Below are 25,318 nucleotides of genomic sequence, written 5' to 3'. Positions count from 1 at the left end.
GGTTATGATCGATGGAGCGAACTAAAAGACCCAATCAAATGATTGGGTCTTTTACGTTGAGTCATAGCTGTCTGCGCAAAGCTTTCTGGGTGTCTAAAGCGCAAAAGAACTAGCTGGCGTTTTTCGATTCCATTTCAATCACATTATCAGGAACTGGGCGCAAGCCGTTTTTTCCGATATGTTCATCCAGGTTGTCAAAGCCACCAATGTACTCTCCATCCAGCCAAATCTGAGGTACTGTCACCGGTGTTTTCTCCCCAATAATGGCTTTAACCTCGGGAATCATTCTATAAAGCGCCGCACTCTCTTTCACAACATCATGGTATTCGTACTTCACGCCCAAATCATCCAACAAACGCTTCGCTTTTACACAGTAAGGGCAGGTAGCTTTGCCATACACAATGTTACCGCGTAATTTGTCGCGCTTAGACCATTCCTGAATCACAGACTGCACTAAGACGCCGCGGTTAAGTGCCTCTCCCTGACTGACGACTTTACCTTCCACGACAAGGATAGGGGCGTGCCATGCACCATATTTTAGTGGCTCCCACCAGTGAGAAAGCCAATCCTTAATCTCCAGATCAATCGGAATGCCCGCTAACTCGGTGTCGAAAGTATCTTGCAGGATATCTTTCGTTAGCGTGCACTCGCCGCAAGGGATGTTGACTTTGAATGGTCCCCAACTCCCACCCCAACGGTAAAGTGTGATTTTGATCGGATTTGGCATGGATATTTCCTCATAATGTGTATTGGATTATTAGATCCGGATAGCGAAAAAAATCTTTCATCTCATAAAAATAAATTTCTTACCTAAAGACAATCAACGGAAGCAACGGGTGTTTCCTGCTCAAAAAATTATAGCAAATAGATAAAACTATCATTTTTATCTAGTGGCTCATTATGTTGCATTTTGGGCTCGAAATGCGGGGTGATATTTAGCTGCGTGAAATAAGGTCAGCCATATTTTGGAAATGCTCACATATTTTGAGGAATGGATTATTTATTCATTGTGCTAATTGTCCCTCTTTATGTGCAATATAAAAAAAGTGGGAAACTTAATTAACTATTAAAGATATTATTTTTAATTAAACTCGTTGCGCTTTTTAGTAAAGTTGAAAACTGTATTTAAATGATAATAGTTTGAATATTTATTGAGCTGTGAGCAATAGCACATTTATTGTTCTTCTTTGTGTTAATGTAAATTGGCTATTAATAACTTTATTTATATGAAACAGGTTTTAATTGCTGTCAGTTGCGCTTTTAGATAAATATATTAGGGACTATATTTTATGAGCAAGGTAAGCTTTAAATTAAAAATGATAATTCTGATTTCGTTATCAGTTTTAATCACTATCGTTACCTCATATCTTAGTGTTAATTACTATATTAGTGAGTACATTTACGAATCTGATGTACAGAAAATAGAGCACAATACAAAGTTATTGAATGAACGAATAGCCGATGAAATGAAGAATGTCGTCTCATTAGCCGTTAGCTCAAATATGATGATTGACACTCCGCAGGAAGTAAAAGAAACCACGATGTTCGATAAGGTCGTTAAGGTGGTTTCAGGTGTTATTGCCGTTGGTGACGAAGGTAGGCTCGAAGGTGAAGAGCGAGATAAGTACCTTAAGATGGCAAAAGCAATGGAATCTAAACTGATTGATGTGAGCCAGGCTTCATTAATTGATGGACAACTTTATTCAACTATTTCCGTAAATAGGGATGGTGGTTCTGCTGATTTCTATACCGTCAATCTAATTATCTTCTCAGATATAATTCGAAAATACGCAATTGAAGGCAGTTATGTGGAACTGATTTCATCGTCTAATCAAACCATCTTTTCGAATAAAATTGATGGCGACTTACAGAAAATAAGCAGCCCTGTTGAAATGGATGGCATGAGCTGGACATTGAATAGCTATGTTGATCTTCAAAATATAAGAGACAACACTGCGCTATTGAATAATGAAATCACGATAGTATTAATACTCATCGGGTTGATTGTTATTGCGTTAAGTACCCTGACTCTGCATCAGGCATTCCGACCATTACTTTCCCTTAAAAATATGGTTGCAGAACTGTCGAATGGTACTGGTGATTTAACTCAAAGGTTGTCTGTTAAATCAAAAGATGAAATTGGTACGATTTCATCCTCGATTAATAAGTTCATTGAAAAACTGCAAGAGAACTTTATAGATGTATCGACTTCCACCCGCAGTATCGATGAGGCTGTTGAGAAACTCAGCACGCAGTCGCAATCTAACCTTTCTACGCTGGATGGTCACACACAAGAGACCGAGCAGGCGATCAGCGCAATCAGCGAGATGAGTGCGACCGCAGACTCGATCGCTGACAGCGCGGTTAAAGCCGCTGAGTTGACAGACACAACCAATATGAATGCCAACGCTTCTAAGCGAACCGTTCAGCAAGCAGTAGAGAACGTGAATTCTCTGATTAATGAAGTGGGTTCTATGTCGACATCCATCAGTACAATGAGCCACGACACTGACCAGATTAACTCCGTATTGCAGGTGATTGGCGATATTGCAGAACAAACCAACTTGCTGGCGTTGAATGCAGCCATTGAAGCGGCAAGAGCTGGTGAGCAGGGACGTGGATTTGCTGTGGTTGCCGATGAAGTTCGTGCTCTGGCAGCAAGAACTCAGGAAAGCACCTCGCAGATTAACGAAATGCTCGGCAAATTGCGTGGTGCAACAGACAATGTTGTATCTGCAATGGAGTCCACTCGCTCAAGTTGTGAAGAAACGGCGCAAAGTACCAATGAGGTCATGGAATCATTGAACCTGGTAACGGATTCTGTTGTGGAGATTAATGAAATTAACTCATTGGTTGCGACAGCAGCGAAAGAGCAAAGTCAGGTGACTGATGAAGTCAGTAAGAATATGGCGGCGATTCAGGAAATCGTGCATCAGCTTAACGACAATGCATCCGACACCTTAACAATCAACCGAGAACTGACGGCTACTTCAGGCAGCTTGAGTGACGTTGTCGGTCGATTTAAAGTCAGCTAATCAAATCAGGTTAACTATGGAATAGGCGCTAAATGCGCCTATTTTTGTTTTTGTCTTAGTATGATCTATATGAGTGACATCCCATATTTTTTATGTATAATCGTGGCGTTACAAAATAATGGAATGTCGTATTGTATGTTTGAATGCTATCACTCATACAAAGCTAATTTGTGTAGTCAAGGAAGAGCCATTGTTCATTACTAAGGTTGTTCAGACGTATGATTACATTGCTCTCTCTTCTAAAATGGGTGGTTCTTTTTGCTTTAGTCAAAGCGGGAATCATCGAAAAATCCACCGTTGAAAAAGTTGCCAAAGGCACGTTTAAAGTGGTTAAAAGTGCATTGCTGATTTCATTTTCTGCTATTTTTGCCTTTGAAAACCAAGCTTTTGCTTACCAGTACAGCCAGGTCGAACGCAAACAGAAAGAACAGACGCTTTCTTCTGATTAATGCAGTGACGAAAGCCAAGCTGGGATAAGACCCCTCAGCTATCTACGTGAAAGGAACTCACATGATCGAGACAGAAAATTTCACTCTGGTTCCTACATCGAAAGATGATCTGGATATCTATCGAGAGCTGCTTTCCTGTTCTGTCGTCACTCGCTACCTGCCATCAGGAAAGCCCTATACCGATGAGCAGATCCATACCAATATCAAAAACCGTATTGCACATTGGGTAAAGCACGGGTTTGGTACATTTACCGTTCTCGACAAAGCTGGTGATGGTAAAAAACTGGGTTATGTTGGTGTAGAAGAGTCCCCTGATCCAACCATCTTTGAAATTCGCTACGCCATCCTACCCGAAACTCAGGGGAGAGGTGTTGCTCAGGAAACAGCGAAAGCCTGCCTAGCGTTTACTTTTGAAAAGAGTAAACTGAGCAAAATATACGGTGTAGCCGTCAATCAAAATTTTGCCTCCATTCGTGTGCTTGAAAAGTTGGGAATGCACCCAGAACCAGAGAGCAACTTCTATGGATTTGATGAACTGGTGTATTTTTCCATTTCAAAGCACTAGTTCAACAGACCCTAGCTATCAATTTGTTCACGTCGTGATAACTTATCCTTAAAGTTTGTCCGTGTTTGTATGGATGGTACTCCGCTATACTTCGCGCGATTAAAGTAAAACAGCTCTGGATTTACGATCCAGCCCGCTAATAGGAATGAACATGACTGAATATGTTGTATGCGCACTGTACAAATTTGTGCGTCTTGAAGATTATGTTGAATTACGTGAGCCTCTTAAGGCTTTGATGGAAAAACACGAAATCCGCGGCACCCTGTTGCTTGCGCAGGAAGGCATCAATGGCACTGTGGCTTCCACTCGTGAAGGCATCGATACGCTTCTTGCCTGGTTTAAACAGGACTCCCGTCTGGCTGATATTGTTTACAAAGAATCCTTTGACGTTGCTCAGCCATTTAACCGCACTAAAGTAAAGCTGAAAAAAGAGATCGTTACTCTAGGTGTAGAAGGTATCGACCCTCGTCATGTGGTGGGTACGTATGTAAAACCTAATGAATGGAATGATCTGATTTCTGATCCTGAAGTTTTTGTCGTGGATACCCGTAACGATTACGAAATCGAAATTGGCACCTTTAAAAACGCTGTAAACCCAAAAACGGACACATTCCGCGAGTTCCCGGATTACGTAGCCGAAAACATGGATCCGGCGAAACACAAAAAAGTGGCGATGTTCTGTACTGGTGGAATCCGCTGTGAAAAGTCGACGGCTTATATGAAAGAGCAGGGCTTTGAAGAGGTTTATCACCTGGAAGGCGGCATTCTTAAGTATTTAGAAGAAGTACCTCAAGAAGAGAGCCTTTGGGAAGGTGACTGTTACGTATTCGATGGACGTGTGGCGGTTAATCACCAGCTCGAGAAAAGTAGCTACGAAATGTGTAACGCATGTCGATTGCCAATCACTGCAGAAGACATGAAATCTGAAGCTTTTGAAAAAGGCGTAAGCTGTCCTAAGTGTGTAGATACCTATACAGAAGAGCAGAAAGCACGTTTCCGTGAGCGCGAGAAGCAAGTTCAACTGGCGCTAAAACGTGGAGAAACTCACGTTGGTGGTGCGGCGGATCAAGTTATCGCTGAGCGAAGAAAAGAAAAACTGGCTCGTAAAGAGCAGCAAAGAAAGTCTAAGTAACAGGCTGAAATAAAAGACACAAATCCCTTTGGCAGAAATGTCGGAGGGATTTTTTGTATCTGAATAAAGCTCATTCTTCTCAAATTGTATTGACGATTTTAATAATACCTCATAACATGTATTTAAAATGCATGTTATGAGGTGATGGTATGGATTTTAAAAGAGTCAGTGAAATTGGTGGAACAGTGATGATTGTTTCTTTGCTCATTATGACGGCTACGTTATTGATCAGTTTTCCGTATGCCAACCACTTCTCCATCATCCAGCAAGCCATTGCTCACATTGGAACTATCATTTTCGCAGGTGTTTTCAAAGTAGGTTACGTCGCCTACATCGTTGGGCGATATGAAAGAAATTTGTCGTTTTAAGAGGTGATTTATGAAAAATGCGTATTTCTATTACTTGGGTCTGGCTGCATTTCTTGGGCTGGTGGCACCATTCCTTGTGCTTTATCTGGCGGTTATGAACTAACCAGGTCAACAGATCCTAATAGCCTAAAGAATATCAATGCCCAGGGAACGGGCGACGTATACGATTATCGCGAACGAAATCATGGTTATAACGACCCCAATTCCGAGCGAAATGAAAAACGGAAATCTTTGCATTAATACTGGAAACGCTAAGAACATGGGAAGGGTGGCGACCACATACCAGAAGGTGTAGAAAGCGTGATTGGAGAGTTTTTCTTTCGGCTGACCTTCCAAATGGAGCCAAATCAGAGCCAGCACGGTTACGAGAGGAAGTGAAGCAACAAGAGCGCCCAACTTATCACTTCTTTTGGCAAGCTCAGATACCAAAACAACAATAGTTGCAGTCAGCAGGTATTTGGTAATTATCCACGCCATAGCAAAGCCTCTCTTAAAGTGTTTTACCGAATGGTACTACAATTATCATACAGTACGTATATTTCTGATTCGGTAAAACAAGATCTAGAAGCAAACCAGTGTATTAAGAGACTATGGCGTGGATTGAAGCGATTCCAATTCGCCGAAAATCATCAGGATTTTGGCAATACCCCAATGTATATTTCGACTTCTTCTTCCGAGAGATACTTCTCGAAGTCCGTATCGTAGGCGCGGTCATATTCGCAGTTTTCGTCCGCAAAAAACGCCCAGACCTGTTGCCAGCACGCTACTACCATCTCCGGCATTTTCCCTTTATTAGAAAACACCAGATATTCACCCGATTTGACAATGTTAGTGCCGAATTCACTGTCATCTGAAAGGTTTGTAGCGCAAGCCGTTACATCAAAATCGCCCAAATGATCCGATTCATAGTTGTGGTAAACCCCACAAACGATGGAATTGCTGGATAGTTTAGGGGCTACCTGACTATAAAAATCCTGCCATAACTGACCGATCTTCAAACCAGAAGTTTTCATTTCATCGTGGTTGTTGGTACGGATAGTGAGTCCTAGCGCCTCAAAGCTTTCAATTTTTTCCATTCTCATAGCGGATTCCTTATTCGGTTGAATTTGCACAGGAGAGAATAAGGAACCCATATGACAAACGATGTCAGGAGGCTTTCATTTTCCAGCCCTGCGCCTGACGCTGAGCCTCCCAAAGTGAACAATATAAGCCCTGATTCTCCAGAAGATCCTGATGTTTACCTCGCTCAACAATACTGCCGTTGTCGAGAACCAAAATCTGATCGGCATGAACAATGGTGTTCAGCCTGTGGGCTATCATAATAACGGTTTTGTTTTTGATTAGCGCATTCAAAGCCTGCTGAATATCGTATTCGTTTTCCGGATCCAGCGAGGCTGTCGCCTCGTCCAGAAGAACAATTGGCGCGTCTTTTAATATGGCTCGGGCGATAGACAACCGCTGCTTTTCACCACCTGATAGTGTCGCTCCACCTTCCCCTATCATGCTATCCAAACCATCTGGTAACTCGCAGATGAAGTCCCAGCAGCAGGTGGCTTTGCATACTTCTTCTACCTGTTCTCTGCTCGGGTTTGTCATTCCAATAGTGATGTTGTTGAAAATGGTGTCATGGAAGAGGTAGACATCTTGAAACACCATGCTGATGTGATCGGCAAGGCATTCGGCAGTCAGGCTGTCTACGGGGTGATCACCAATTCGTACCTGTCCCTGAGGGGCATCCCAGAAACGTGCGATCAAGCTGGTAATGGTGGTCTTTCCGCTACCTGAAGGACCGACCAATGCCGTTAATGTACCGGGTTCACAACGAAAACTGACGGAATTAAGAACGGGTTCCTGGGCATACATAAAGCTCACATTGTCGAACTCAATGGTAGGTTTGAGAGTATCTTGAGTTTGACCTTGTGGTAACTCTGGCGCATCAAGAACTTCCTGAATGCGATTGGCTGCCTGTTGCATAAAGCTATGCTCGGCAAGGAAAATGGCAATAGACATCAAAGGTCTGAAGAAGCGGCTGGACACGATCATAAACAATACAGCCACGTGTGGCTGTAAATCGCCACCAACGTAAAGATAGACCAAAGTCAGAAGCATGGTGGCAAAGCCAAGTTCTACCAGACAAACAAATCCGAGAGGGGCGACTCCGGCTACAAATTCGTGTTTGAGGCTCATTTTTTGAATGTCTTTCAACTGATCATCCAGTTTGGAAAAGCGCTTGCCAGCCAGGTTGTAAGCTTTCAATAGTTTAATGGAAAGAATGTATTCCATTAACGATCCGGTCATCTCCGCGACTTTATCCAGTAAAGCGCGACTAAGGACTGCGCCTGCTTTTTTAAGAAGAACGAAGGTTACGATTGCGATAGGTAGCCCGATACACATCGCTAGGCTTAGGCGCCAGTCCTCGAAGGTCAACCCGATGGCAACTAAAGCAACCAGACTAATGGTAATCACCAATTGCGAGAACAGGTGCGAGAAGATCTGCTCGGTGAAAGTGACGTCCTGAAGCATGGTGGAATTCAGGCTGCCGGGATCCACCCTGAGCAGATAGCCCATTGGAACTCTTTTCAACTTTGCCGCCAGATTACGGCGTATGTTTACTCCGGCATCGTACCCAAATATCTGATTGCTCACCATTACACTACGGGCAACAACAACTCGAACGGCAAACAAGAGAGCCATGATGGCGCAACACACCCAGATGTATTCTAAGTCTGGCGTCGGAGAGAACATTTCTTTTACGACCAGATAGACAAGGACAAAAGGGAGTCCCATTAACAGCGCTTCGCAGAATCCAACAAGGACATTTCGGGTTAGCCCTTCGTTTTGCGTCCCTGTCAGCGTTTTCATTTGATTAAGCATCGATCAGCTCCTCTTCTTTTGTCGACAGGTTCCATTCACGTGAGGCTTGGTGAGAGTGCCACATAGTTCGATAAACCGAGCACTGAGCCAACAGCTCGTGATGGGTGCCCTGTCCGACGAGAGAGCCTTTGTTCAACACTAGAATGGAGTCGGCATCAACAATCGTGGAGAGCCGATGAGCGATCACAATGACCGTTTTGCCTTTCATTAGTGAAGCTAGTGCTTCCTGAATCAAAGCCTGATTGTTAGCGTCGGCGTAAGCAGTAGCTTCATCCAGAATCAGAATAGGAGCGTTCTTTAGCATCGCTCTGGCGATCGCAATGCGCTGCTTTTCACCACCACTTAAGTTTGTGGTTTCACCTAACATGGTCTGATAGCCATGAGGTAACGCCATAATGAAGTCATGAGCCTGAGCGGCTTTTGCTGCATTAATGACATCCTGATCTGATGCCGCGCTGCCCATGGTGATATTGTCATGGACTGACTGACTCAGAATGATACTGTCCTGGAAAACATAAGCCGTATTCTCCATCAGGTAACCGGGTGAAAGGGATCTGATTGGTTGTCCACCAATTCGAATCTCACCCTCGTGGGTATCCCAAAATCTGGCGACCAGCATGGCAAGCGTTGATTTACCCGAACCTGACGGTCCTACAACCGCTGTCATGGTTCCCGGTTCTAGTTTGAAAGACACATCATTCAGTACCAGGTTAGATTCTTCTGAATATCGGAAGCCGACTTGATCGAATTCTACGCCAAAGTTAGAAACCGTTTCGCTCTTGTATGGCTCTGACAGTGGTTCCTGCTTCATCAAAAACTGAAGTCGAGTCACTCCTTCAAATATTTGGCTCAAGTGCCCTGTTAGCATGGTTAAATTGTATAAAGGCTCCATCATGCCCACACCTAACAGGATGCACAGAGTAAAGCTTGCAACGTCCAGTGAACCTTGAGACCAGTAATACACCCCGATAGGGAGTAAGACCACCAATCCACTGTCTAGCAATGTTTTGAAAGCGGCAAAAGGCCAGCCTGCATCCTGAATCCAGCTCACCACTAACTTGTGGTAGCTATCAAGGCTAGTAGTGAATAGCTTGTGTGGTTTTCCACCCGCGTTGAATGCGCGGATGACAGGCATTGCACGCAGGTATTCAGTCACACTCACATTGAGATTTTCTAAAGATTCATGGTAGTGGCGCGATTTTTCTTCAAACCCTTTGTACATACTCATTTGGCTGAAAATGGCCAATGGGATAGGGATCAAAGCAGCCAGTGCCATGCGAACATCAATAAAAAGTAAGAATACAAATACCGCTAAAGGTGTGATGATGGATGTGACCAAATCGGAAATGTGGTGAGCCACAAACAGCTCAACCCGATCGACATCCTCAGACAGAATCTTTTTAATTTCGCCAGAGCTTTTTCGACTGAAAAACCCCATAGGCAGCTTTGCCATATGACCTAACGCCAGTGCGCGAATTCGATACTGAATGGCGAATGCCGATTTGTGTGACAGCATAACTGCACCCAATAGCATCAGGTAGCGACCGATCATGAAAAGCACGGCTAAACCCGCCCAGTTCCATACTTGTGTCGCATCAAACTGGTCACTTAAAAGCTGCTCTAAAACAAGGTAGGCGAAATAAAACGGGGCAAGTGCGCATAAGGCACTTGCCGCCGATAAAATCATAGATAAAACCAACTTGATCTTGTGCTCTGCAGAGACCTGAAAGAGCCAGCGCAAGCTGGTCAGAGCTTCCTGATTCATTGAAGTTCCTTTTTCCTTTTTTCAAACTTAGCCAAGTCTGACGTGAAGAAAGGAAAAGGTCTGCTCAATAAAGGATTTATTTAACTATTTGAAAATAAATATAAAAATAAGAGGTTTTGTCTTAAGGACTGACGTTATCTACTGGGTCAGTTTTAAGTAGTCTCTTGGTGTGAGTCCAAAGTGCTTTCTAAAAGCCACAGAGAAATGACCGTGGTTTTGGTAACCCACTTCGTTAGCTACCTGGATTATATTGCTCCGCTGCTCCAACAAAATTGAGCGCGCTTTTTCCATGCGTTGCTGATGCAGGCAGCCGAAAGCGGTTTGATTGAATATCTCTTTAAAACCCAGTTTGAGTTTGAAATCATTCAAGCCTACTTCATGGGCTAATTCATTAAGGGAAGGTGGCGCTTCCATGCGATTAAGCAGAATATCGCGAGCCTGATGAATCTTGCTCACATCCGTTTGGTTTAACTTACCGGAACAGGTTTGCTTTGGTGCCATTTCCTCTAATGTGAGTGAAAGCAATTGCCAGCTTAGACCACGATATTTAAGAGTTTCTGCTAGTGTCTCGGAAGAGCACGCAAGCAGTTGGTGAGCTATGGCGATGATGGATTCCGTGGCGTCCAGAGTATACAGGAAAGGTCTGGGCTGACTCTGAAAAGCAGGGGAAAAATAGCGCTCAAGTTCTTTGCATTTGTAGCTTTCAATCAGAGCCTGAATAGCATCAAGAGACACATTAATAGAAACGCCCTGAAACTTCTCATCCTGAGAGCGTGTGTAGCCCGATACTTCATCTGCGAAGTATATCGCGACCTTATTTGGAGAGATCAAAAAGCGCCGATCAAGGGAACGTAAATAACACTCGCAGCAGTTTCCGGTGCTGACAAAGATGGTCAGCTCTTTTGGTGCCATTCCCTCTTCAGAATACATCTCAACCGGGCGGTTAAACTTGCCATCGATGATGCCCGTTCTCAATCCGCTATCCAGTTCATACTGATTGACTTTGATGACACCAAAGGAAGTATCCAGACCGTAAAAGCCCGTTTCTCTTACACGGTCATACATTTCAATGTGGTCAAACTGGAAGCGATAGAATCCGTTCATGCTATTGAGAGTAGTTATCATTAATACTGTGAGGTTATTATTTACTCTTCTGTAACACAAGAAAAGATACATTTTTGAGCAGGCAAAATGACATTGGTCTGTCTTTGAACAGCCATTTTGAAAATTTATCAATAACATGCATATTTATATCGAACTTTTGTTGAGTCTTTGTTAATTTGGTACGGAAATTTTGATAGGAGGTCAATGCAATGAAAGTGATTGGCATGATTGGGGGCATGAGCTGGGAATCAACAGTCAGTTATTACCAAGCCATTAACCGATTCACCAACCAGAAGCTAGGTGGCTTTCACTCCGCAAAAATTTGTTTGTATAGCGTTGATTTTTCAGAAATTGAAGAGCTTCAGCGAGCAGGCAATTGGGCTGCAACGGCTACCATACTTTCGGACGCTGCAACGTCGCTTGAATCGGCAGGTGCCGACTGCATTCTTATCTGTACCAACACCATGCACAAAGTTGCGTCAGAAGTTCAGGCGTCGGTCACTATTCCTCTTATCCATATTGCAGATCCAACAGGGCAGGCACTTCAGACTCATGGTGTGAAAAAGGTTGGGTTGCTTGGCACCCGGTTCACCATGGAACAAGAATTCTATCGTAGTCGTATTGAGCAAGAGTTTGGGATATCGGTATTGGTACCTAACCAAGAGCAACAAAACGATGTCCACCGAATTATCTATGAAGAATTATGTCACGGCAAAATCCTCGATACATCCAGAGCCATTTATCTTGATGTGATTCAGTCTCTCAAAGCTGATGGAGCAGAAGCCGTGATTCTTGGCTGTACCGAAATCGCATTGCTGGTTAAACAAGAACATACCGATACCCCCTTGTTTGACACAACAGAGTTGCATGCCTTAAGTGCTGTTGAATTTGCACTTTCCGATTAACCAACGAGTATGACAATGACTGTGAACTTAAACACTGTTGATATTAAAGCTTTTATCCCGACTACAAATTATGAATTGTGTAAGGCGTTTTATCAGGACTTGGGCTTTGAGCTTAAAAATGACATGGGTAATCTTGCGTTTTTCTCTTTAGGGCAGCACAACTTTTTACTTCAAGATTTACCCGAAGCGCAGCATATCTCTGAATTTATGATGCATCTTCAGGTGGAAGATGCAAAAGCCTGGCATCAGGTCTTAACCGAAAAACAAATCAAAGAGAAATATCAGGTGCAGGTAACGCCTGTAGTAGAACAGCCATGGGGAATGCTCGATTTTGTTGTGACAGATCCTTGCGGCGTGTTATGGCGCATTGCACAGAATGTATAGGGAATACCAGTGATTACTTTATATGGGCGAAAAACCTCATTTAACGTTCAGAAAGTGCTTTGGTATCTCGAAGAACTTGGAGTGGAATTTTCGCTAACTGAACTTGGTGGACGCTTTGGCGGGCTAGATGAGCCAGAGTTTGTTCGCCTGAACCCGATGAAGAAAGTCCCGGTTATTGTCGATGACAATCCCAGCTTTGACAGTGAAAGAGTTATCTGGGAATCACACAGTATTCTTCGATATCTGGCAGCGGAATACGGTGAGGCTTTGTCGCCTTTTGAGCGCTCAGAATATGAACGCTGGATGGACTGGTCTCAGGTTGTTTTTCAGCCAGCTTTTATGGGGACCTTCTGGGGTTTCTACCGAATGCCCGCTCACAAGCAGAATCCTGAGCAAATAGAACAGGATATTCAGACTTGCTTAAAAGCGCTGGAAACGATAGAAGAATGTTTAGCAGAGGGCTTCCTTGCAGGAAAACAGCTGTCACTGGCTGACATCTGTGTAGGGGCTGTGCTTTATCGATTAACCGAGCAGGGGCTGGAAATTTCCCTGCCTGAGAAAGTAAACCAATGGTACCTCAAATTAAAACAAAGAAGCGGGTATCAAAAGTGGGTTATGAGTGACTTCTCTGAACTGAAAGCCAGAGAAGATTACTAGGGTCTATTGATCTTTCGTTGCAAAAAATCAGTTTGAAAGGTCAATAACCCAAAACAATTTTCAGGCGAATTATCGTCTTTTATGGAAGCAATTCCCTCATTTGAAAGGGAAAGACTTGGTGCCCGAAAAGCTTGGGTGCATGTGAAGGAGTAAGTTTATGTCGTTGATTGCAAACACACCGGAGCCTCCGTATTACGCGGTGATATTCAGTTCCGTCAAGTCGAAGAATGATGTTGGATATGGTGATGCTGCCGCCAGAATGATGGAGCTCGCAGAAGAGCAACCGGGCTTTTTGGGTGCTGAATCAGCACGTGAAGGCTTGGGTATCACGGTTTCGTACTGGCAGGATCTTGAATCGATCAAACTTTGGAAAGCCAACGCTGAGCACCTGCAAGCTCAGAAGCAAGGCAGGCAGCAGTGGTATTCTGAATACAAAACCCGCATAGCGAAGGTTGAACGTGACTATTCGTTTGAGGAGGCATCATGATCCTCATTCGCCATTACAACGAGCAGGATGCACGTGCAACATGGAAACTCTTTTTCCACACGGTTCGAAAAGTGAACTTAGGGGATTACACGGAAGATGAAGTAAAAGCCTGGGCTCCCGAACGCTTCGAACTTGCACGCTGGCAAAAACGCATGAACGTTATTGAACCTTTCATCGCCGAGCTTGATGGCAGAGTCGTGGGCTATGCTGATCTTCAAAAAGATGGTCTGATTGACCACTTCTTTTGCCATCACATGCATCAGGGTAAAGGCGTCGGCGCCGCGCTGATGAATCATATTTTTTCTGTTGGTCGAGCAAAAGGGATTAAGCGTTTTTACTCTGAAGTCAGTATTACGGCTCGCCCGTTTTATGAGCATTTTGGTTTCGAAGTGATTCAACAACAAGAAGTTGAAATCCGTGGTAAAACACTGACCAATTTCCTGATGGAAAAAACAGTTCAATAGCGCTTTCGGTTGTTAGAGAAAACAAAAATGCTCACCTCTGGTGAGCATTTTTATTGCACTGAAGTTTTCGCAACAAACAGCTATCTAGGCGTATTCCGCCACGAGTCGGTTCCAGTTCTGCTTTTTAAGTTTTAGAGTATGGCGAACCTGCTGGTATCGAATCTTGAGCAGTGAGGCTTCGTACTTTCTCGTCAGATCAGTCTTTTTCGCCTCCATCAATTGCTTCTTCACCTCATAATATTCCTGCATTTGTTTCCACAAGAGATCGTACTCGGCTTGCAACGAACTGAGTAACGTCGCCGATTGAGGCCTGTTCTGAAGCTGAGCTCTGGCTCTTCTTAGCTGCATCTGAATTTTTGCCCGTTCAATTCGAATCGGCGGGCAACGAGTTAACCGGTTCGCCAATCCAACAAACGAAAACAGGCGAATCATCCATTTAGTTGGATCGTATTGCCACCAGTGAATGCCATTACGGTAGTCGTTTTCGAAGATATGGTGGTAATTGTGATACCCCTCACCGAACGTCAGAAAGGCAAGAAAGCCGTTGTCTCGCGCGGTATTTTTATCTGTATAAGGTTGGCTGCCCCAAATGTGGGCCAGAGAATTGATAAAGAACGTAGTGTGATGATTCAGTACCAGACGAACGGCACCAACTACCAATAGCATTCCCCATACGTCTCCATGTATTAATCCAAGCAGGACTGGAACGCCCAGGTTTATAAGAATGGCGAGTGGAACGTAATACTTATGCTGCCACATTACGATGGGGTCTTTCTGTAAGTCGCGGCAATTGGAGTAGTCGGAGTAGGTGGCTTTGTTGTAATGTCTGAGCATCCAGCCAATGTGTGAGAACCAGAATCCACGCTTGGCAGAGTACGGATCTTTGTCGTTGATATCGACGTGACGGTGATGCACCCGGTGATCTGAAGACCAATGTAATGCGCTGTTCTGGAGAGCAAACGCGCCGCCTAACGCAAACACAAATCTCACTACTGGATGAGCATCATACGCTTTATGAGACCAAAGGCGATGGTATCCGGCAGTGATGGAGAGGTTACAAAAGCTAAAAGTCAGTACCAGCCAAAAAGCGTGTTCCCATCCGTAACCAAAGGCATAGCCGTATAGGGGAGCACCGACAACAGCCAGAAGCATACTGATAGAAAATACGCTGACATTCAGCCATATCAGAGGAGGTTTGCTTTCGGTTTCAGACATTTTATTTAATTCCATTTCAGCTTACATGTGTTCACTAGAATATATTCAGCGTACACGTGTAAGTCAAGATTCAAAGTGTAAGAAAATGGAAGTTATGATCGTGTTCTATAAAGCTTAGCAACTAATGGTTGAGCGACAAACTTTGGTTTGCGACCAATGCATTTCTGGATCGAGCGGAATTTAACGGCTAAAGGTCAACAAATCTTGGGGATTGCAATCAAATCAGATATCTAAGTAACATAGTGCTCCGTCTAAAGTGATTGAGAGTGGTTAAAGATGGAGCAAGGTGAAAGAGCCAATGCCATCCTGCACGTATTTGATTGGACTTACCGAGAAGTTGCAGAACATGCGTCAGAGATAAGGTCTCTGGGGTATCGGTCTGTCATGGTTTCTCCCCCGTTAAAATCGATGAAATCTGACCGCGGAAAGTACTGGTGGCAGCGCTATCAGCCGCAGGATTATCGTGTAATAGACAACCCACTTGGCAATACTCTCGATTTTAAAGCTATGATGGCGGAGCTCCACTACCACGATCTCTGGGTTTATGTGGACGTAGTGTTTAATCACATGGCCAACGAGTCGGATATTCGCAGCGACTTACAATTTCCTTCCGATGCAGATATACAAGAATACCAATCAAATCCGGAGCTCTATTCTGAGCTGAGACTGTTCGGCGATCTATCTGTCCCTCTTTTTACTGAGCGAGATTTTATCGAGCCTTTTGGTATTGTCGACTGGCAAGATCAGTGGGAAGTACAAAACGGAAGAATCAGCAGTGGACCGGCTGACCCGGGTTTACCAACATTATCGGATAATTCGCACGTCATTGAACAGCAAAGACTCTATCTAAAAGCGATGAAAGAGATGGGAGTGCGTGGCTTTCGTATTGATGCCGCCAAACACATCAGCCTCAGTCATCTGGAAAAGGTTTGGACGCCAGACATCACCGAGGGCATGCATATCTTCGGAGAAATCATCACAGATGGTGGTGCAACTCGTCAGGAATACGAAGTTTTCCTCAAACCTTACCTGGAAAAAACACAGCTTGCAGCGTACGACTTTCCACTCTTCAACACTCTTTTTAATGCACTAGGTGACAAAGGCAGTTTCGAATCTTTGGTCAACCCTTATGCACTGGGACAGGCTCTGTCTAATCCAAGGGCTGTCACTTTTGCGACCACTCACGACATTCCAAATAATCGCGTGTTTGAAGGTTTGGTGATGTCAGAGTCGAACGAATGGCTGGCTTATGCCTATATTCTTGGGCGTGATGGTGGTGTACCGCTGATTTATGCTGAGCCACCAGAGCGAACTTTTTCAGAAAAAGAGAATATATCTCGTTGGGCGGAAAACTGGCGCAGCCAAAAAATGAAATCTTTATTGGAATTTCATAATTTGACTTACGGTCATCAAATGAAAGTCGAATTTGTAGATAAAGATGTCATTATAATTTCCAGAGATAAAGTGGGGTTAATAGCACTAAACAAAGGTAAAAATATAAAATCTGTTGATGAACTATTAGTGAGTAATACATCAATTGATTATGATTTTAAATGCATTTCCGAATCTCTTGAAATTAAACCGAATAGCTACTTAATCATCTACTCATAATTTGTTGATTGGCTCACTTTATTTTTTATGTGGGTCTCGCGGTTACAATTAATCCTTATATTAAGAGTGGTTATATCAAATTCCTATAAAATATATGTCTTAAATACAAGACATTATTCAAATAACCGTGATCTTTATACGAAGGTGGTATGTATCTCATTACATTTTGTACCACACTGAGAAATGTGGACTATTTTTTAAAATATTTATAGCAAAGTCAGCAGGCTAGAATTAGGTTCTATGAATTTATTACCTACATTCTTATAAAAATAATGGTAGAAAGGCTGATAGGGTTGGAAACATGAAGATCGCAACAAAAATTATTATCGCTTGTTCTTCACTCTGCGCGATAGGCGTTATCGTTAGCGGAAACTTCGTTGCCTGGAGAGCATCAGGGTTATCGGAACAGGCTATTTATGATAGAGCAACTAGCCAACTTATTTCTATTCGGGAAATAAAAAAACGGGAAATCGAAAGTTACTTCGATCAGATTCGATATCAATTAGAAACCTTAGCGGATAATAATTCCACTAAGTCGGCACTTAAAGACTTCACCGCCGCTTTTAATTCTTATCCAGAAAATCGTGTATCTGAATCTGACAGAAATAAACTTAAAAACTATTACAGCAGTGAGTTTGGGAAAACTTACCGGGAAAGTAATGGCCAGAACTCAGCGAACGAGCTCAACCGACTCAGCCAAATAAATGATATCGGTGTTGCTTTACAGGCTCGTTATATTGGCGTTAATTCTAATGGTCTGGGTGAAAAACATCTTTTAGATAAAGATCCACTAAATACCTCATATGATGTTGCTCACGAGCTTTACCATCCCTCTATCCGACACTTTCTTGAAGCGTTTGGATATTACGATATCTTCCTCGTGGATAATTCAGGAAACGTTGTTTATTCAGTATTTAAAGAACTGGACTACGCGACGAACTTAATTTCCGGACCTTATAAAAATAGCGGGTTGGCAGAAGCGTTTAATGGCGCTAAATCACAGGCTAAAAATCAGTTCTTCCTTGTCGACTTTAAACCCTACTATCCATCGTATGAAGCGGCAGCGTCTTTTATGGCGGCTCCGGTTTATGATGGTAACGATAAGCTAGGTGTTCTTGTCTTCCAGATGCCCGTTGATGCGATAAACAGCATCATGACCTACGACGGTAAGTGGGCGGATGCAGGGTTAGGAGCGAGCGGTGAAACGTACCTTGTGGGACCAGATACACTTCTCAGAAGCCAGTCCAGATTCTTGTTAGAAGACAAACCGGGCTATCTGGCAGCACTGACCAGTGCAGGGGTTTCGAATCAAATCGTCTCTGCGATTAGCGACAAAGACAGTGCAATTGGTCGTCAGCCCGTCAATACGGTAGGTAGCCAGGCAGCGCTATCTGGTCAGACAGGTAGTGAGATTATCCTCGATTACCGCGGCGTTCCTGTTCTTTCTGCGTACGGTCCGATCACCGTAGCAGGTCTTAAATGGGCGATTTTGAGTGAAATAGATGAAGCGGAAGCGCTTGCCGATGTAGGCGCACTTAACAGTGCCGTGTTCACCGCTGTAGGTTTAAGTACTGTGATTCTCTTGGTGTTGTCTGCCATTGGCGCTTCCATTGTCGGTGGTGGCATCGCCAGACCAATCAAAGCGGCGGCGGCTCAAATTACTGAGATCAGTGGTTCTAAAGACTTAACGGCAAGACTGGATGAAAAAGGTAAAGATGAAATGTCTGAACTTGCGGTTGCTGTCAATGGGCTCTTCAAGCAGCTTCAAGGCATTATTCGGGAATTCTCAGTGGCAACCAATGAACTGACGGAAAACAGCCAGCATATGTCTACCAGCATGGTTGATACGCGAAATGCCGTGAATGATCAGCACACCAAGTCGGATGCAGTTGCTGCAGCGATTAACGAAATGAGCGCTTCGGTTTCTGAAGTTGCACAGTTTGCCAGTCGTGCGGCTGAGTTTGTGAAGAATGCAAACGATACAGGTAAGCGAAGTGCCATGGTTGGTCGTGAGCTTGGCAATGAGATGGGGCTGCTGACTTCTCAAATGGAAAGCGCTAACGAAGCCATCGAAAGGCTGGTTAAAGAAAGCAACTCCATTGGTGAAGTGCTCGATGTTATTCAGTCAATTGCCGAGCAGACAAACTTACTTGCTTTGAACGCAGCGATAGAAGCGGCTCGGGCAGGTGAGCAAGGTCGAGGGTTTGCTGTGGTGGCTGATGAAGTTCGTTCTCTGGCGAGCCGAACTCAGTCTTCTACTGAAGAGATTCGGGGCAAAATTGAAGCCCTTCAGGGTGAAACTCAGGCTGTGGCATCGGGAATCAATAACGCCAACTCTTCGGTTGAAAAAGGCACAGAAAGTTGTCGTCAGAACACCGAAATGCTGGAGCAGATTACCAACATGCTTACAGAGCTGAACGACATGAACCTGCAGATTGCGACGGCTGCCAATGAGCAATCCACGGTTACAGAGGACATCAGTAACAGCATCACTATGATTGCTGATGCTTCAGTCCGAGTAACAAGCCAGACTAACGATATAGAAGGCGTGGTCAATGGTCTGTCGGATCAGGCGACGGACTTGAACCGCAAAGTGGGTCAGTTCAGATACTAGACCATAGATTCTGGATTCATAAGTCACTAGAAAATGAAAAACAGTGCGTAAATACGCGCTGTTTTTTTATTCTTGGAGTATCTAAGGTCAACAGACCTTAATAGAGAAAGTTCGACTTGTCGTTCAGGTTTCTAAACAGAGTTAAGCAGCATCATCAAAGAAGTCGTAGCTATTGCCGCCATTAGATTTTGCCTGATACATGGCAATGTCCGCAGCCTTAAGAATGTCGACCCAAGTGTCCTGATATTCGCTTGCCAGACAGATACCAATGCTTACACCAACTTTGCAATCCACCGAGCCAACCTTGATAGGTTTAGAGAGAGACTCAATGATTTTCTCAGGCAGAACCTGAGGCTCTTCCTGAGAGTGTTGAATAATGGCAAATTCATCGCCACCCAGACGTGCGATAAAGTCGCCTTCACCACAGGTTTTCAGTAATCGAGCGCTGATGCGTTTGAGAAGCCGGTCTCCCACGTCGTGACCATAAGTGTCATTCACCAGTTTAAAACCGTCCAGATCGAGTAAGAGCACAGTAAATTCGGCGCTGTTTTGACGTTTCAGGTCGATAAGTTGGTTTTGAAGTGCGGCTCGATTGGCAAGCCCGGTAAGAGAGTCATGGTAGGCCAGGTGGCTTATTTTACGTCGATCTTTTAACGTAATGTAAAGCAGAAGGCTGCCACAAATCGCCAGCCCCGCGTAACTGTAACCCATGATGCTGTTCAGACGCACCAGCTCCAAATCTCTGGAATAATTTTTCTCTGAGACTCGCTGAAACTCCTCGTTTAGCAAAGCATTAATGGTTTCGGAGGTTTGCTGACCGTGAGCGAGATATTGTGAAAAATGAATCTCGTTAAAAGAATCCAGTGTGGGGTCAAGTTCTTTAAAAGATTCAAAAGTATCGACAATAATTTCAAGCCGTCCCTGTCTTTCCATTAAATTTGCAGACTCGGAACCGACAAGTAATATTTCGAAGGCAGACCAGGTTAAGTCATAGCTGGTCAGCAGCTCGTCTACTTCAATTAGCCCTCTGAAATAATTCTCTGCGTCATTCATGTATTCCTGATGCAGTAGCATTAACTGAACAATAGCCCGCCCGGTGGAGTGCTCGTTAACCGCCAGCAGATCCAGGCTTTTGACTATTTGAGTCACACTAACAACGGCACAAAGGGTAAACAGGATCGCTACAGTCAGTAATACAGGAGTCTGAAGACGGCTTGGTAGCGGCATTCTTAGGGCTCCTCACTGAAGACATCAATGGTTACGAGTTGCCAAACCATGTAATCATTGAAAATTTGTGCTTCAAGCTCTTTGTGGTGGTCTTTTGGCAGTATTAGCCACAATGGACCTTTACCCCTTACTGTCATCTTTTTTCCGTTATCTTCCCAAGCCAAGATGGGTTTGAACTGGCGAATGCGCTCGAAGTCAACCGTCACCTGATATTTATCCAGCGCTTTTAAGGTCAGCCAAGAACCTTTTGCCTTGGCATCGTTAAGAATATCTTCAAGAGTCGGACCCTTGTAGCTATGCGCTTCATTGGTCCATGGGGTATTAGTGGTAATCAACAATTGTGGGAACGACTGAATTTGTTGCAACGAATATTTTCGGCTTTTTTCCACCTGACCAGAAACGGTCAGTATCGTTCTATCACTTTGTGCTAAAGTAAGTGCCGAAAATATAAGTAAAAAAATAAAAACGAACGCGTTTTTAAAATTTAAGAACATGTCCCCTCCGCGGAAAGCTTTACGAAATTATTGTTGATGTTTTTATTATTTTAGAGCGAAACGCCTTTCAGGTGTATGAATTTTGAGATTTGTCTTGTAAACAAGAATAGCATACGGCTCAACTTGTTATGAACGAATCTAGTGTGAAAATTCCACGCGTGTGTTAACAACTCGTCATAATTAAATCTCTTCTCAAGGAAAATATTTTATCTTGTGGCTCAAAATTCATATTTTTCCATATTAAGTTTAGGAAATAATTAGAAAAAACGAATGCCAAAATGATTTAAATACACAATTTTTATGAAGTTATTTTTATATATATGCACTGCATGCAATGTGTGTGTTCACACTATTCATCAGTTAATACTATTTAACTGCATTAAAACTATAAAATTAAATAGTGAGTTTTGAACTCGATCACACATGACTATAAAGTATTAAGGAATTGGAATCGGTATCATCCTTAGGTGAGTTAAAATTTCGGCTTAGCCAAATGTGATACTAAATCCATATCTAAACTCATATTTAATTTGAAGCTCATATTTTAAGAGGATGCTCCCCCCTAGATGTATAAATTTATTCACTTGCTGCGTTGGATAATTCCATTGGTGGTAACGCTGTTTTTGGTGGCTAAAGCTCAGGGAGAGGAAGCGCTAACGGCTGAAGAAAAGCTATTTCTTGAACGTCATCCCGTTTGGAAGGTTCATTCGGAAGATTATTGGCCGCCGTTCAACTATCGTGAATTTGGTGAGCGGAAAGGCTACTCGACCGAGCTTATCCTCTTACTGGCTCAGCAGGTCGGGAGTAGGGTTAAGTTTGTTGACGTAGCAGACTGGACAGAAGCGCTGGAAAAACTGAAAGCGCGGGAGATCGACATCATCTCCAACATGACCCCAACTTCAGAGGGAAAGCAGTTTGCGACCTTTACCGATTCAAAAGTTTTTGCCGTAACCAACGCATTGCTATTTAGTGACTCTGTCACTTCCGTGACCAGCTTGTCTGATCTCATCGGCAAAACACTGGCGGTGGTTAAAGGCGCGGCAGAAATTCCCGTGATTAGGGAAAATTATCCAGACATACGATTAATAGAAACTCAGGATACGCTTCACTCCATCGAGAAGGTGATCAGTGGTGGGGCGGATGCAGCAATGGACAGTGAACAAGTGCTGCGCTTTTATCTTGAAAATTACATCGATTCTCCGCTTCGTGTGTTCTCGTTGGCAGACAATGCCAACCTCGGTACTTATTTCCAGACGCTGGCGGTGCGAAGCGACAGACCGCAACTGGCATCAATTCTGGACAAAGCGTATCGCTCTCTTTCACCAGAGACCATTCAGTCACTAAAACGCAAATGGCTGACCAATAATCAGGCAAACAAAGTCAATGTTCTTAATCTCAACCGAGAAGATCGAAACTATCTGAATAAAAAGCAACGCGTTCGATACTGTATTCATCCGGATTTCTTGCCTGTGGAAGGCGTATTGGATGGTAAACCTCAGGGCATGACTGGCGAATATGTGCAGTTCTTTGAAAAAAGCCTGAACATCAAATTCGAACATGTGCCCACCTCAAGCTGGGAAGAATCTTTAAAAGCTGTCGATTCCGGAGCCTGTGACATTTTAAGCCTGAGTCGCCCTGTTAAGTCTCGCCTGAACTATCTGGTTTACACTCAGCCTTACTTATCTTTACCTGTTGCGGTTGCGATACACCAGAATACCCCTTACGCCGCCGAAATCAGCGCACTGGCAGGGCGCTACATTGGTTTCAATCGCAATCATGGACTGGCGGATGAATTTCAGGCTCGCTATCCAGACATCAATTTTGTGCCCGTAGACTCGGCATATACCGGTTTGCAGATGGTCGAAAACAAAGAGCTGTTTGGCTTCATTGGCGCTTTGCCCGTTGTGACTTATCACCTGCAGCACTACTTCCCGAATCTAATGGTGGGGAGCCGCATGAATCAGGCGTTTCCGCTGAGCGTTGGTGTCAGCCGAGATGAAGCCCAGCTTGCCGAAATTCTGAATAAGGCGATAGAGAACATGGATATTCGCCTGCATTCTTCCATTCTGAATTCCTGGACACCTGTGAACTATAAGCCAGTCAGCGATAATCGTTTGGTTTGGGCGGTACTGGTGATTGGTTGTATTGTCGTGGGTGCCATGGGGTACAGCTACTACGTTTTGCAAGTGAAGTACAGGAAGTTGGAAGAACTCTCTACCAAAGACAGGCTCACAGGGCTGTACAACCGCTATACCATTGATACCGTGCTGGCGGAGCAGGTCGCGCAGTTTGGGTTCAGCCGAAAGCCGTTCAGCGTCATTCTGGGCGATATTGATCATTTCAAAATTCTGAATGACCACTACGGTCACCTAATTGGAGATCAGGCGTTAATCACCATGTCCCGTTTGTTTGAAAGCCACATATCAGGCTCTGATCTGGTAGGGCGTTGGGGTGGTGAAGAACTCATTGTGATATGCCCGGGTCAGACCGAAGAACAAGCGTCTTACCTGGCAGAAACGCTAAGAAGAGCGGTTAACTCGGAGCAATTCGAAGAAGTTGGCTCCATGAGTTGTAGCTTTGGCGTTGCGCAATACTTCCCAAAACACACGTTGACAGACTTAATGCAGCGTGCGGACAGGGCGCTTTATCAATCCAAACGAATGGGTCGCAACACTGTTACCAGTTACACCGACTTTCACTTAGAGCATAAAGGGAAAGGGCATGATATTTGATGAAAATTTCAGCCTGAGACCTGTTCCTTATTACGCCCGAAAGCGAACTCTAGCTCTGGGGCTAGTATTAGTTGGGTTGACCTTTTTTTCCGCCAGTATGCAGGCTGGTGGGGTAGTCTGGAACGGGCTTTCCAGCTCTGAATTTGTCTGGGTTGTTCTCATCGGAAACCTGATGCTCGCCACTTATGCTGGGGTATTAGGGTATATCGGCTCTACCACCGGGCTGTCTACCCACCTGTTAACTCATTTCTCATTTGGTCACAAAGGATCGTGGCTGCCGTCACTTATTTTGGGGGGAACCCAGGTTGGCTGGTTTGGTGTTGGTGTTGCAATGTTTGCCATCCCGGTCAGTAAGGTAACAGGCGTTGATGTAAAAATACTGATTGCGGTAAGCGGGCTACTGATGGTGAGCACCGCTTACTTTGGTATGTCTGCTTTGATATTCCTGTCTGCCATTGCCGTCCCTGCCATACTTTTGTTTGGTGGTTATTCGGTAAAATGTGCACTGGAAACGTTCAGCGTGGGCGCGCTTTATGGTGAGCTTGGCGATATGCAGAACAAACTGACGATGTCGGAAGCGTTAACTTTAGTGGTGGGAACCTTTGTCAGTGCCGCGACATTAAGTGCCGATTTCCTTCGCTTTGCAAAGAACCACAAGAAGGCACTATTCATCACCGCTCTGGCTTTCTTCGCAGGTAATACCGTGATGTTTGTTCTTGGTGCTCTCAGCAGTTACAGCATCGGTTATGCTGATCTGTTTGATACGATGCTGGCGCAGGGCTTGCTGATTCCTGCCATCGTTGTTCTGGGGCTGAATATCTGGACCACTAACGACAACGCTCTGTATGCTTCAGGTTTGGCATTTTCTAATATCACCCGATTGCCAAGTCATCATTTGTCGGTACTCAACGGTTTTCTCGGAACCATATTCGCCCTGTGGCTGCATGATCATTTCATTGATTGGTTACACTTCCTTTCGATAGCGATTCCACCTGTTGGTGGCGTTATCATTGCGGATTATCTGACACGCCGCAGAGAATATCTGGATTATGCCAACGTCGAGTTTGAAGAAATAAACTGGTGTGGGATAGCTGCCGTAGCGCTAGGTGTGTTTGGCGCGCTGACGATTCCGGGTATAGGTCCGGTAAACGCGGTGATCGTAGCCATGACCTCTTACTGGGTGCTACAGTTTAAACCAGTGAAAGCGTGGGTATCTCGCTCAATATAACCACAAAA

Annotated in this window: 23 protein-coding genes; 14 read left to right on the top strand and 9 right to left on the bottom strand. The window is 44.2% G+C overall.

From position 1 onward, the window contains the following. Positions 1–109: 109 nt before the first annotated feature. Positions 110–727, bottom strand: a complete 618-nt coding sequence (locus QMG91_RS25360) for a glutaredoxin domain-containing protein (RefSeq protein ID WP_004408695.1) — start codon at positions 725–727, stop codon at positions 110–112. Between the two features lie 562 nt (positions 728–1,289). On the opposite strand from QMG91_RS25360, the gene QMG91_RS25355 reads away from it, so the two are divergent. The 5 genes from QMG91_RS25355 (at position 1,290) to QMG91_RS25335 (ending at position 5,549) form a co-directional block, all read left to right on the top strand. Continuing rightward, positions 1,290–3,035, top strand: coding sequence for a methyl-accepting chemotaxis protein (locus QMG91_RS25355; protein WP_281830777.1), 1,746 nt, complete (start codon positions 1,290–1,292; stop codon positions 3,033–3,035). Positions 3,036–3,253: 218 nt separating this feature from the next. After that, the gene (locus QMG91_RS25350; RefSeq protein WP_004408699.1) at positions 3,254–3,484 is read left to right on the top strand and encodes a hypothetical protein; all 231 of its coding nucleotides are present in this window, start codon (positions 3,254–3,256) and stop codon (positions 3,482–3,484) included. 61 nt (positions 3,485–3,545) lie between these two features. After that, the gene (locus QMG91_RS25345) at positions 3,546–4,049 is read left to right on the top strand and encodes a GNAT family N-acetyltransferase (RefSeq protein ID WP_281830776.1); all 504 of its coding nucleotides are present in this window, start codon (positions 3,546–3,548) and stop codon (positions 4,047–4,049) included. 151 nt (positions 4,050–4,200) lie between these two features. Beyond that, on the top strand, positions 4,201–5,181 hold the full coding sequence (gene trhO, locus QMG91_RS25340) for an oxygen-dependent tRNA uridine(34) hydroxylase TrhO (protein ID WP_004408702.1): 981 nt from the start codon (positions 4,201–4,203) through the stop codon (positions 5,179–5,181). Positions 5,182–5,330: 149 nt separating this feature from the next. Then, the gene (locus tag QMG91_RS25335; RefSeq protein ID WP_004408703.1) at positions 5,331–5,549 is read left to right on the top strand and encodes a hypothetical protein; all 219 of its coding nucleotides are present in this window, start codon (positions 5,331–5,333) and stop codon (positions 5,547–5,549) included. Between the two features lie 126 nt (positions 5,550–5,675). Here the strand turns inward: QMG91_RS25335 and QMG91_RS25330 are convergent, their stop codons facing one another. The 5 genes from QMG91_RS25330 to QMG91_RS25310 all read right to left on the bottom strand — a co-directional run bounded on the left by QMG91_RS25330 (position 5,676) and on the right by QMG91_RS25310 (position 11,313). Next, positions 5,676–6,026 carry a DUF3147 family protein gene (locus QMG91_RS25330; RefSeq protein ID WP_004408705.1) on the bottom strand — a complete coding sequence of 117 codons (351 nt, stop codon included), beginning with the start codon at positions 6,024–6,026 and terminating at the stop codon, positions 5,676–5,678. Between the two features lie 152 nt (positions 6,027–6,178). Then, the gene (locus tag QMG91_RS25325) at positions 6,179–6,631 is read right to left on the bottom strand and encodes a GyrI-like domain-containing protein (RefSeq protein ID WP_281830774.1); all 453 of its coding nucleotides are present in this window, start codon (positions 6,629–6,631) and stop codon (positions 6,179–6,181) included. A gap of 64 nt (positions 6,632–6,695) precedes the next feature. Next, positions 6,696–8,423, bottom strand: coding sequence for an ABC transporter ATP-binding protein (locus QMG91_RS25320; RefSeq protein WP_281830773.1), 1,728 nt, complete (start codon positions 8,421–8,423; stop codon positions 6,696–6,698). Beyond that, complete coding sequence (locus tag QMG91_RS25315) at positions 8,416–10,188, bottom strand: ABC transporter ATP-binding protein (protein ID WP_281830771.1); 1,773 nt, start codon at positions 10,186–10,188, stop codon at positions 8,416–8,418. Before QMG91_RS25315 ends, QMG91_RS25320 begins: the two co-directional genes overlap by 8 nt. 138 nt (positions 10,189–10,326) lie before the next feature. Beyond that, positions 10,327–11,313: a helix-turn-helix domain-containing protein gene (locus QMG91_RS25310; protein WP_158091134.1), complete on the bottom strand. Its 987-nt coding sequence runs from the start codon at positions 11,311–11,313 to the stop codon at positions 10,327–10,329. Positions 11,314–11,501: 188 nt separating this feature from the next. Between QMG91_RS25310 and QMG91_RS25305 the strand changes: the two genes are divergently transcribed. The 5 genes from QMG91_RS25305 to QMG91_RS25285 all read left to right on the top strand — a co-directional run bounded on the left by QMG91_RS25305 (position 11,502) and on the right by QMG91_RS25285 (position 14,189). Then, positions 11,502–12,197: an aspartate/glutamate racemase family protein gene (locus QMG91_RS25305; protein ID WP_281830769.1), complete on the top strand. Its 696-nt coding sequence runs from the start codon at positions 11,502–11,504 to the stop codon at positions 12,195–12,197. A gap of 15 nt (positions 12,198–12,212) precedes the next feature. Further along, entirely contained in the window at positions 12,213–12,581 is a 369-nt protein-coding gene (locus tag QMG91_RS25300) for a VOC family protein (RefSeq protein ID WP_038123323.1), read from the top strand. 9 nt (positions 12,582–12,590) lie between these two features. Beyond that, positions 12,591–13,238 carry a glutathione S-transferase family protein gene (locus QMG91_RS25295; RefSeq protein ID WP_281870269.1) on the top strand — a complete coding sequence of 216 codons (648 nt, stop codon included), beginning with the start codon at positions 12,591–12,593 and terminating at the stop codon, positions 13,236–13,238. A gap of 157 nt (positions 13,239–13,395) precedes the next feature. Beyond that, a complete protein-coding gene (locus tag QMG91_RS25290; RefSeq protein WP_022591288.1) occupies positions 13,396–13,725 on the top strand; it encodes an antibiotic biosynthesis monooxygenase family protein in 330 nt (109 codons plus the stop codon). Continuing rightward, on the top strand, positions 13,722–14,189 hold the full coding sequence (locus tag QMG91_RS25285) for a GNAT family N-acetyltransferase (protein WP_004408719.1): 468 nt from the start codon (positions 13,722–13,724) through the stop codon (positions 14,187–14,189). Before QMG91_RS25290 ends, QMG91_RS25285 begins: the two co-directional genes overlap by 4 nt. Before the next feature lie 84 nt (positions 14,190–14,273). On the opposite strand, the gene QMG91_RS25280 is transcribed toward QMG91_RS25285, so the two are convergent. Then, a complete protein-coding gene (locus QMG91_RS25280; protein ID WP_281830766.1) occupies positions 14,274–15,404 on the bottom strand; it encodes a fatty acid desaturase in 1,131 nt (376 codons plus the stop codon). Positions 15,405–15,680: 276 nt separating this feature from the next. Between QMG91_RS25280 and QMG91_RS25275 the strand changes: the two genes are divergently transcribed. Beyond that, positions 15,681–17,015, top strand: coding sequence for an alpha-amylase family protein (locus QMG91_RS25275; RefSeq protein ID WP_281830764.1), 1,335 nt, complete (start codon positions 15,681–15,683; stop codon positions 17,013–17,015). 301 nt (positions 17,016–17,316) lie between these two features. Beyond that, a complete protein-coding gene (locus tag QMG91_RS25270; RefSeq protein ID WP_281830763.1) occupies positions 17,317–19,629 on the top strand; it encodes a methyl-accepting chemotaxis protein in 2,313 nt (770 codons plus the stop codon). 141 nt (positions 19,630–19,770) lie between these two features. Here the strand turns inward: QMG91_RS25270 and QMG91_RS25265 are convergent, their stop codons facing one another. Both QMG91_RS25265 and QMG91_RS25260 read right to left on the bottom strand, forming a co-directional pair. Then, positions 19,771–20,856 (bottom strand): diguanylate cyclase domain-containing protein, encoded by a 1,086-nt coding sequence (locus tag QMG91_RS25265; protein WP_004402662.1) that lies wholly within the window; start codon positions 20,854–20,856, stop codon positions 19,771–19,773. A gap of 2 nt (positions 20,857–20,858) precedes the next feature. After that, the gene (locus QMG91_RS25260) at positions 20,859–21,350 is read right to left on the bottom strand and encodes a putative pterin-binding protein (RefSeq protein ID WP_281830760.1); all 492 of its coding nucleotides are present in this window, start codon (positions 21,348–21,350) and stop codon (positions 20,859–20,861) included. Between the two features lie 566 nt (positions 21,351–21,916). Here QMG91_RS25260 and QMG91_RS25255 point away from each other — a divergent pair. Then, positions 21,917–24,082, top strand: a complete 2,166-nt coding sequence (locus tag QMG91_RS25255; RefSeq protein ID WP_281830759.1) for a transporter substrate-binding domain-containing diguanylate cyclase — start codon at positions 21,917–21,919, stop codon at positions 24,080–24,082. Further along, positions 24,072–25,310: a cytosine permease gene (codB, locus tag QMG91_RS25250; protein WP_281830758.1), complete on the top strand. Its 1,239-nt coding sequence runs from the start codon at positions 24,072–24,074 to the stop codon at positions 25,308–25,310. Before QMG91_RS25255 ends, codB begins: the two co-directional genes overlap by 11 nt. The last annotated feature ends 8 nt before the right edge of the window (positions 25,311–25,318 follow it).

The organism is Vibrio nigripulchritudo (assembly GCF_027924785.1).
Lineage (GTDB): Bacteria > Pseudomonadota > Gammaproteobacteria > Enterobacterales > Vibrionaceae > Vibrio > Vibrio nigripulchritudo.
The sequence above is the reverse complement of the archived record's forward strand: the minus strand, read 5'-3'. Positions and strand labels throughout refer to the sequence as shown.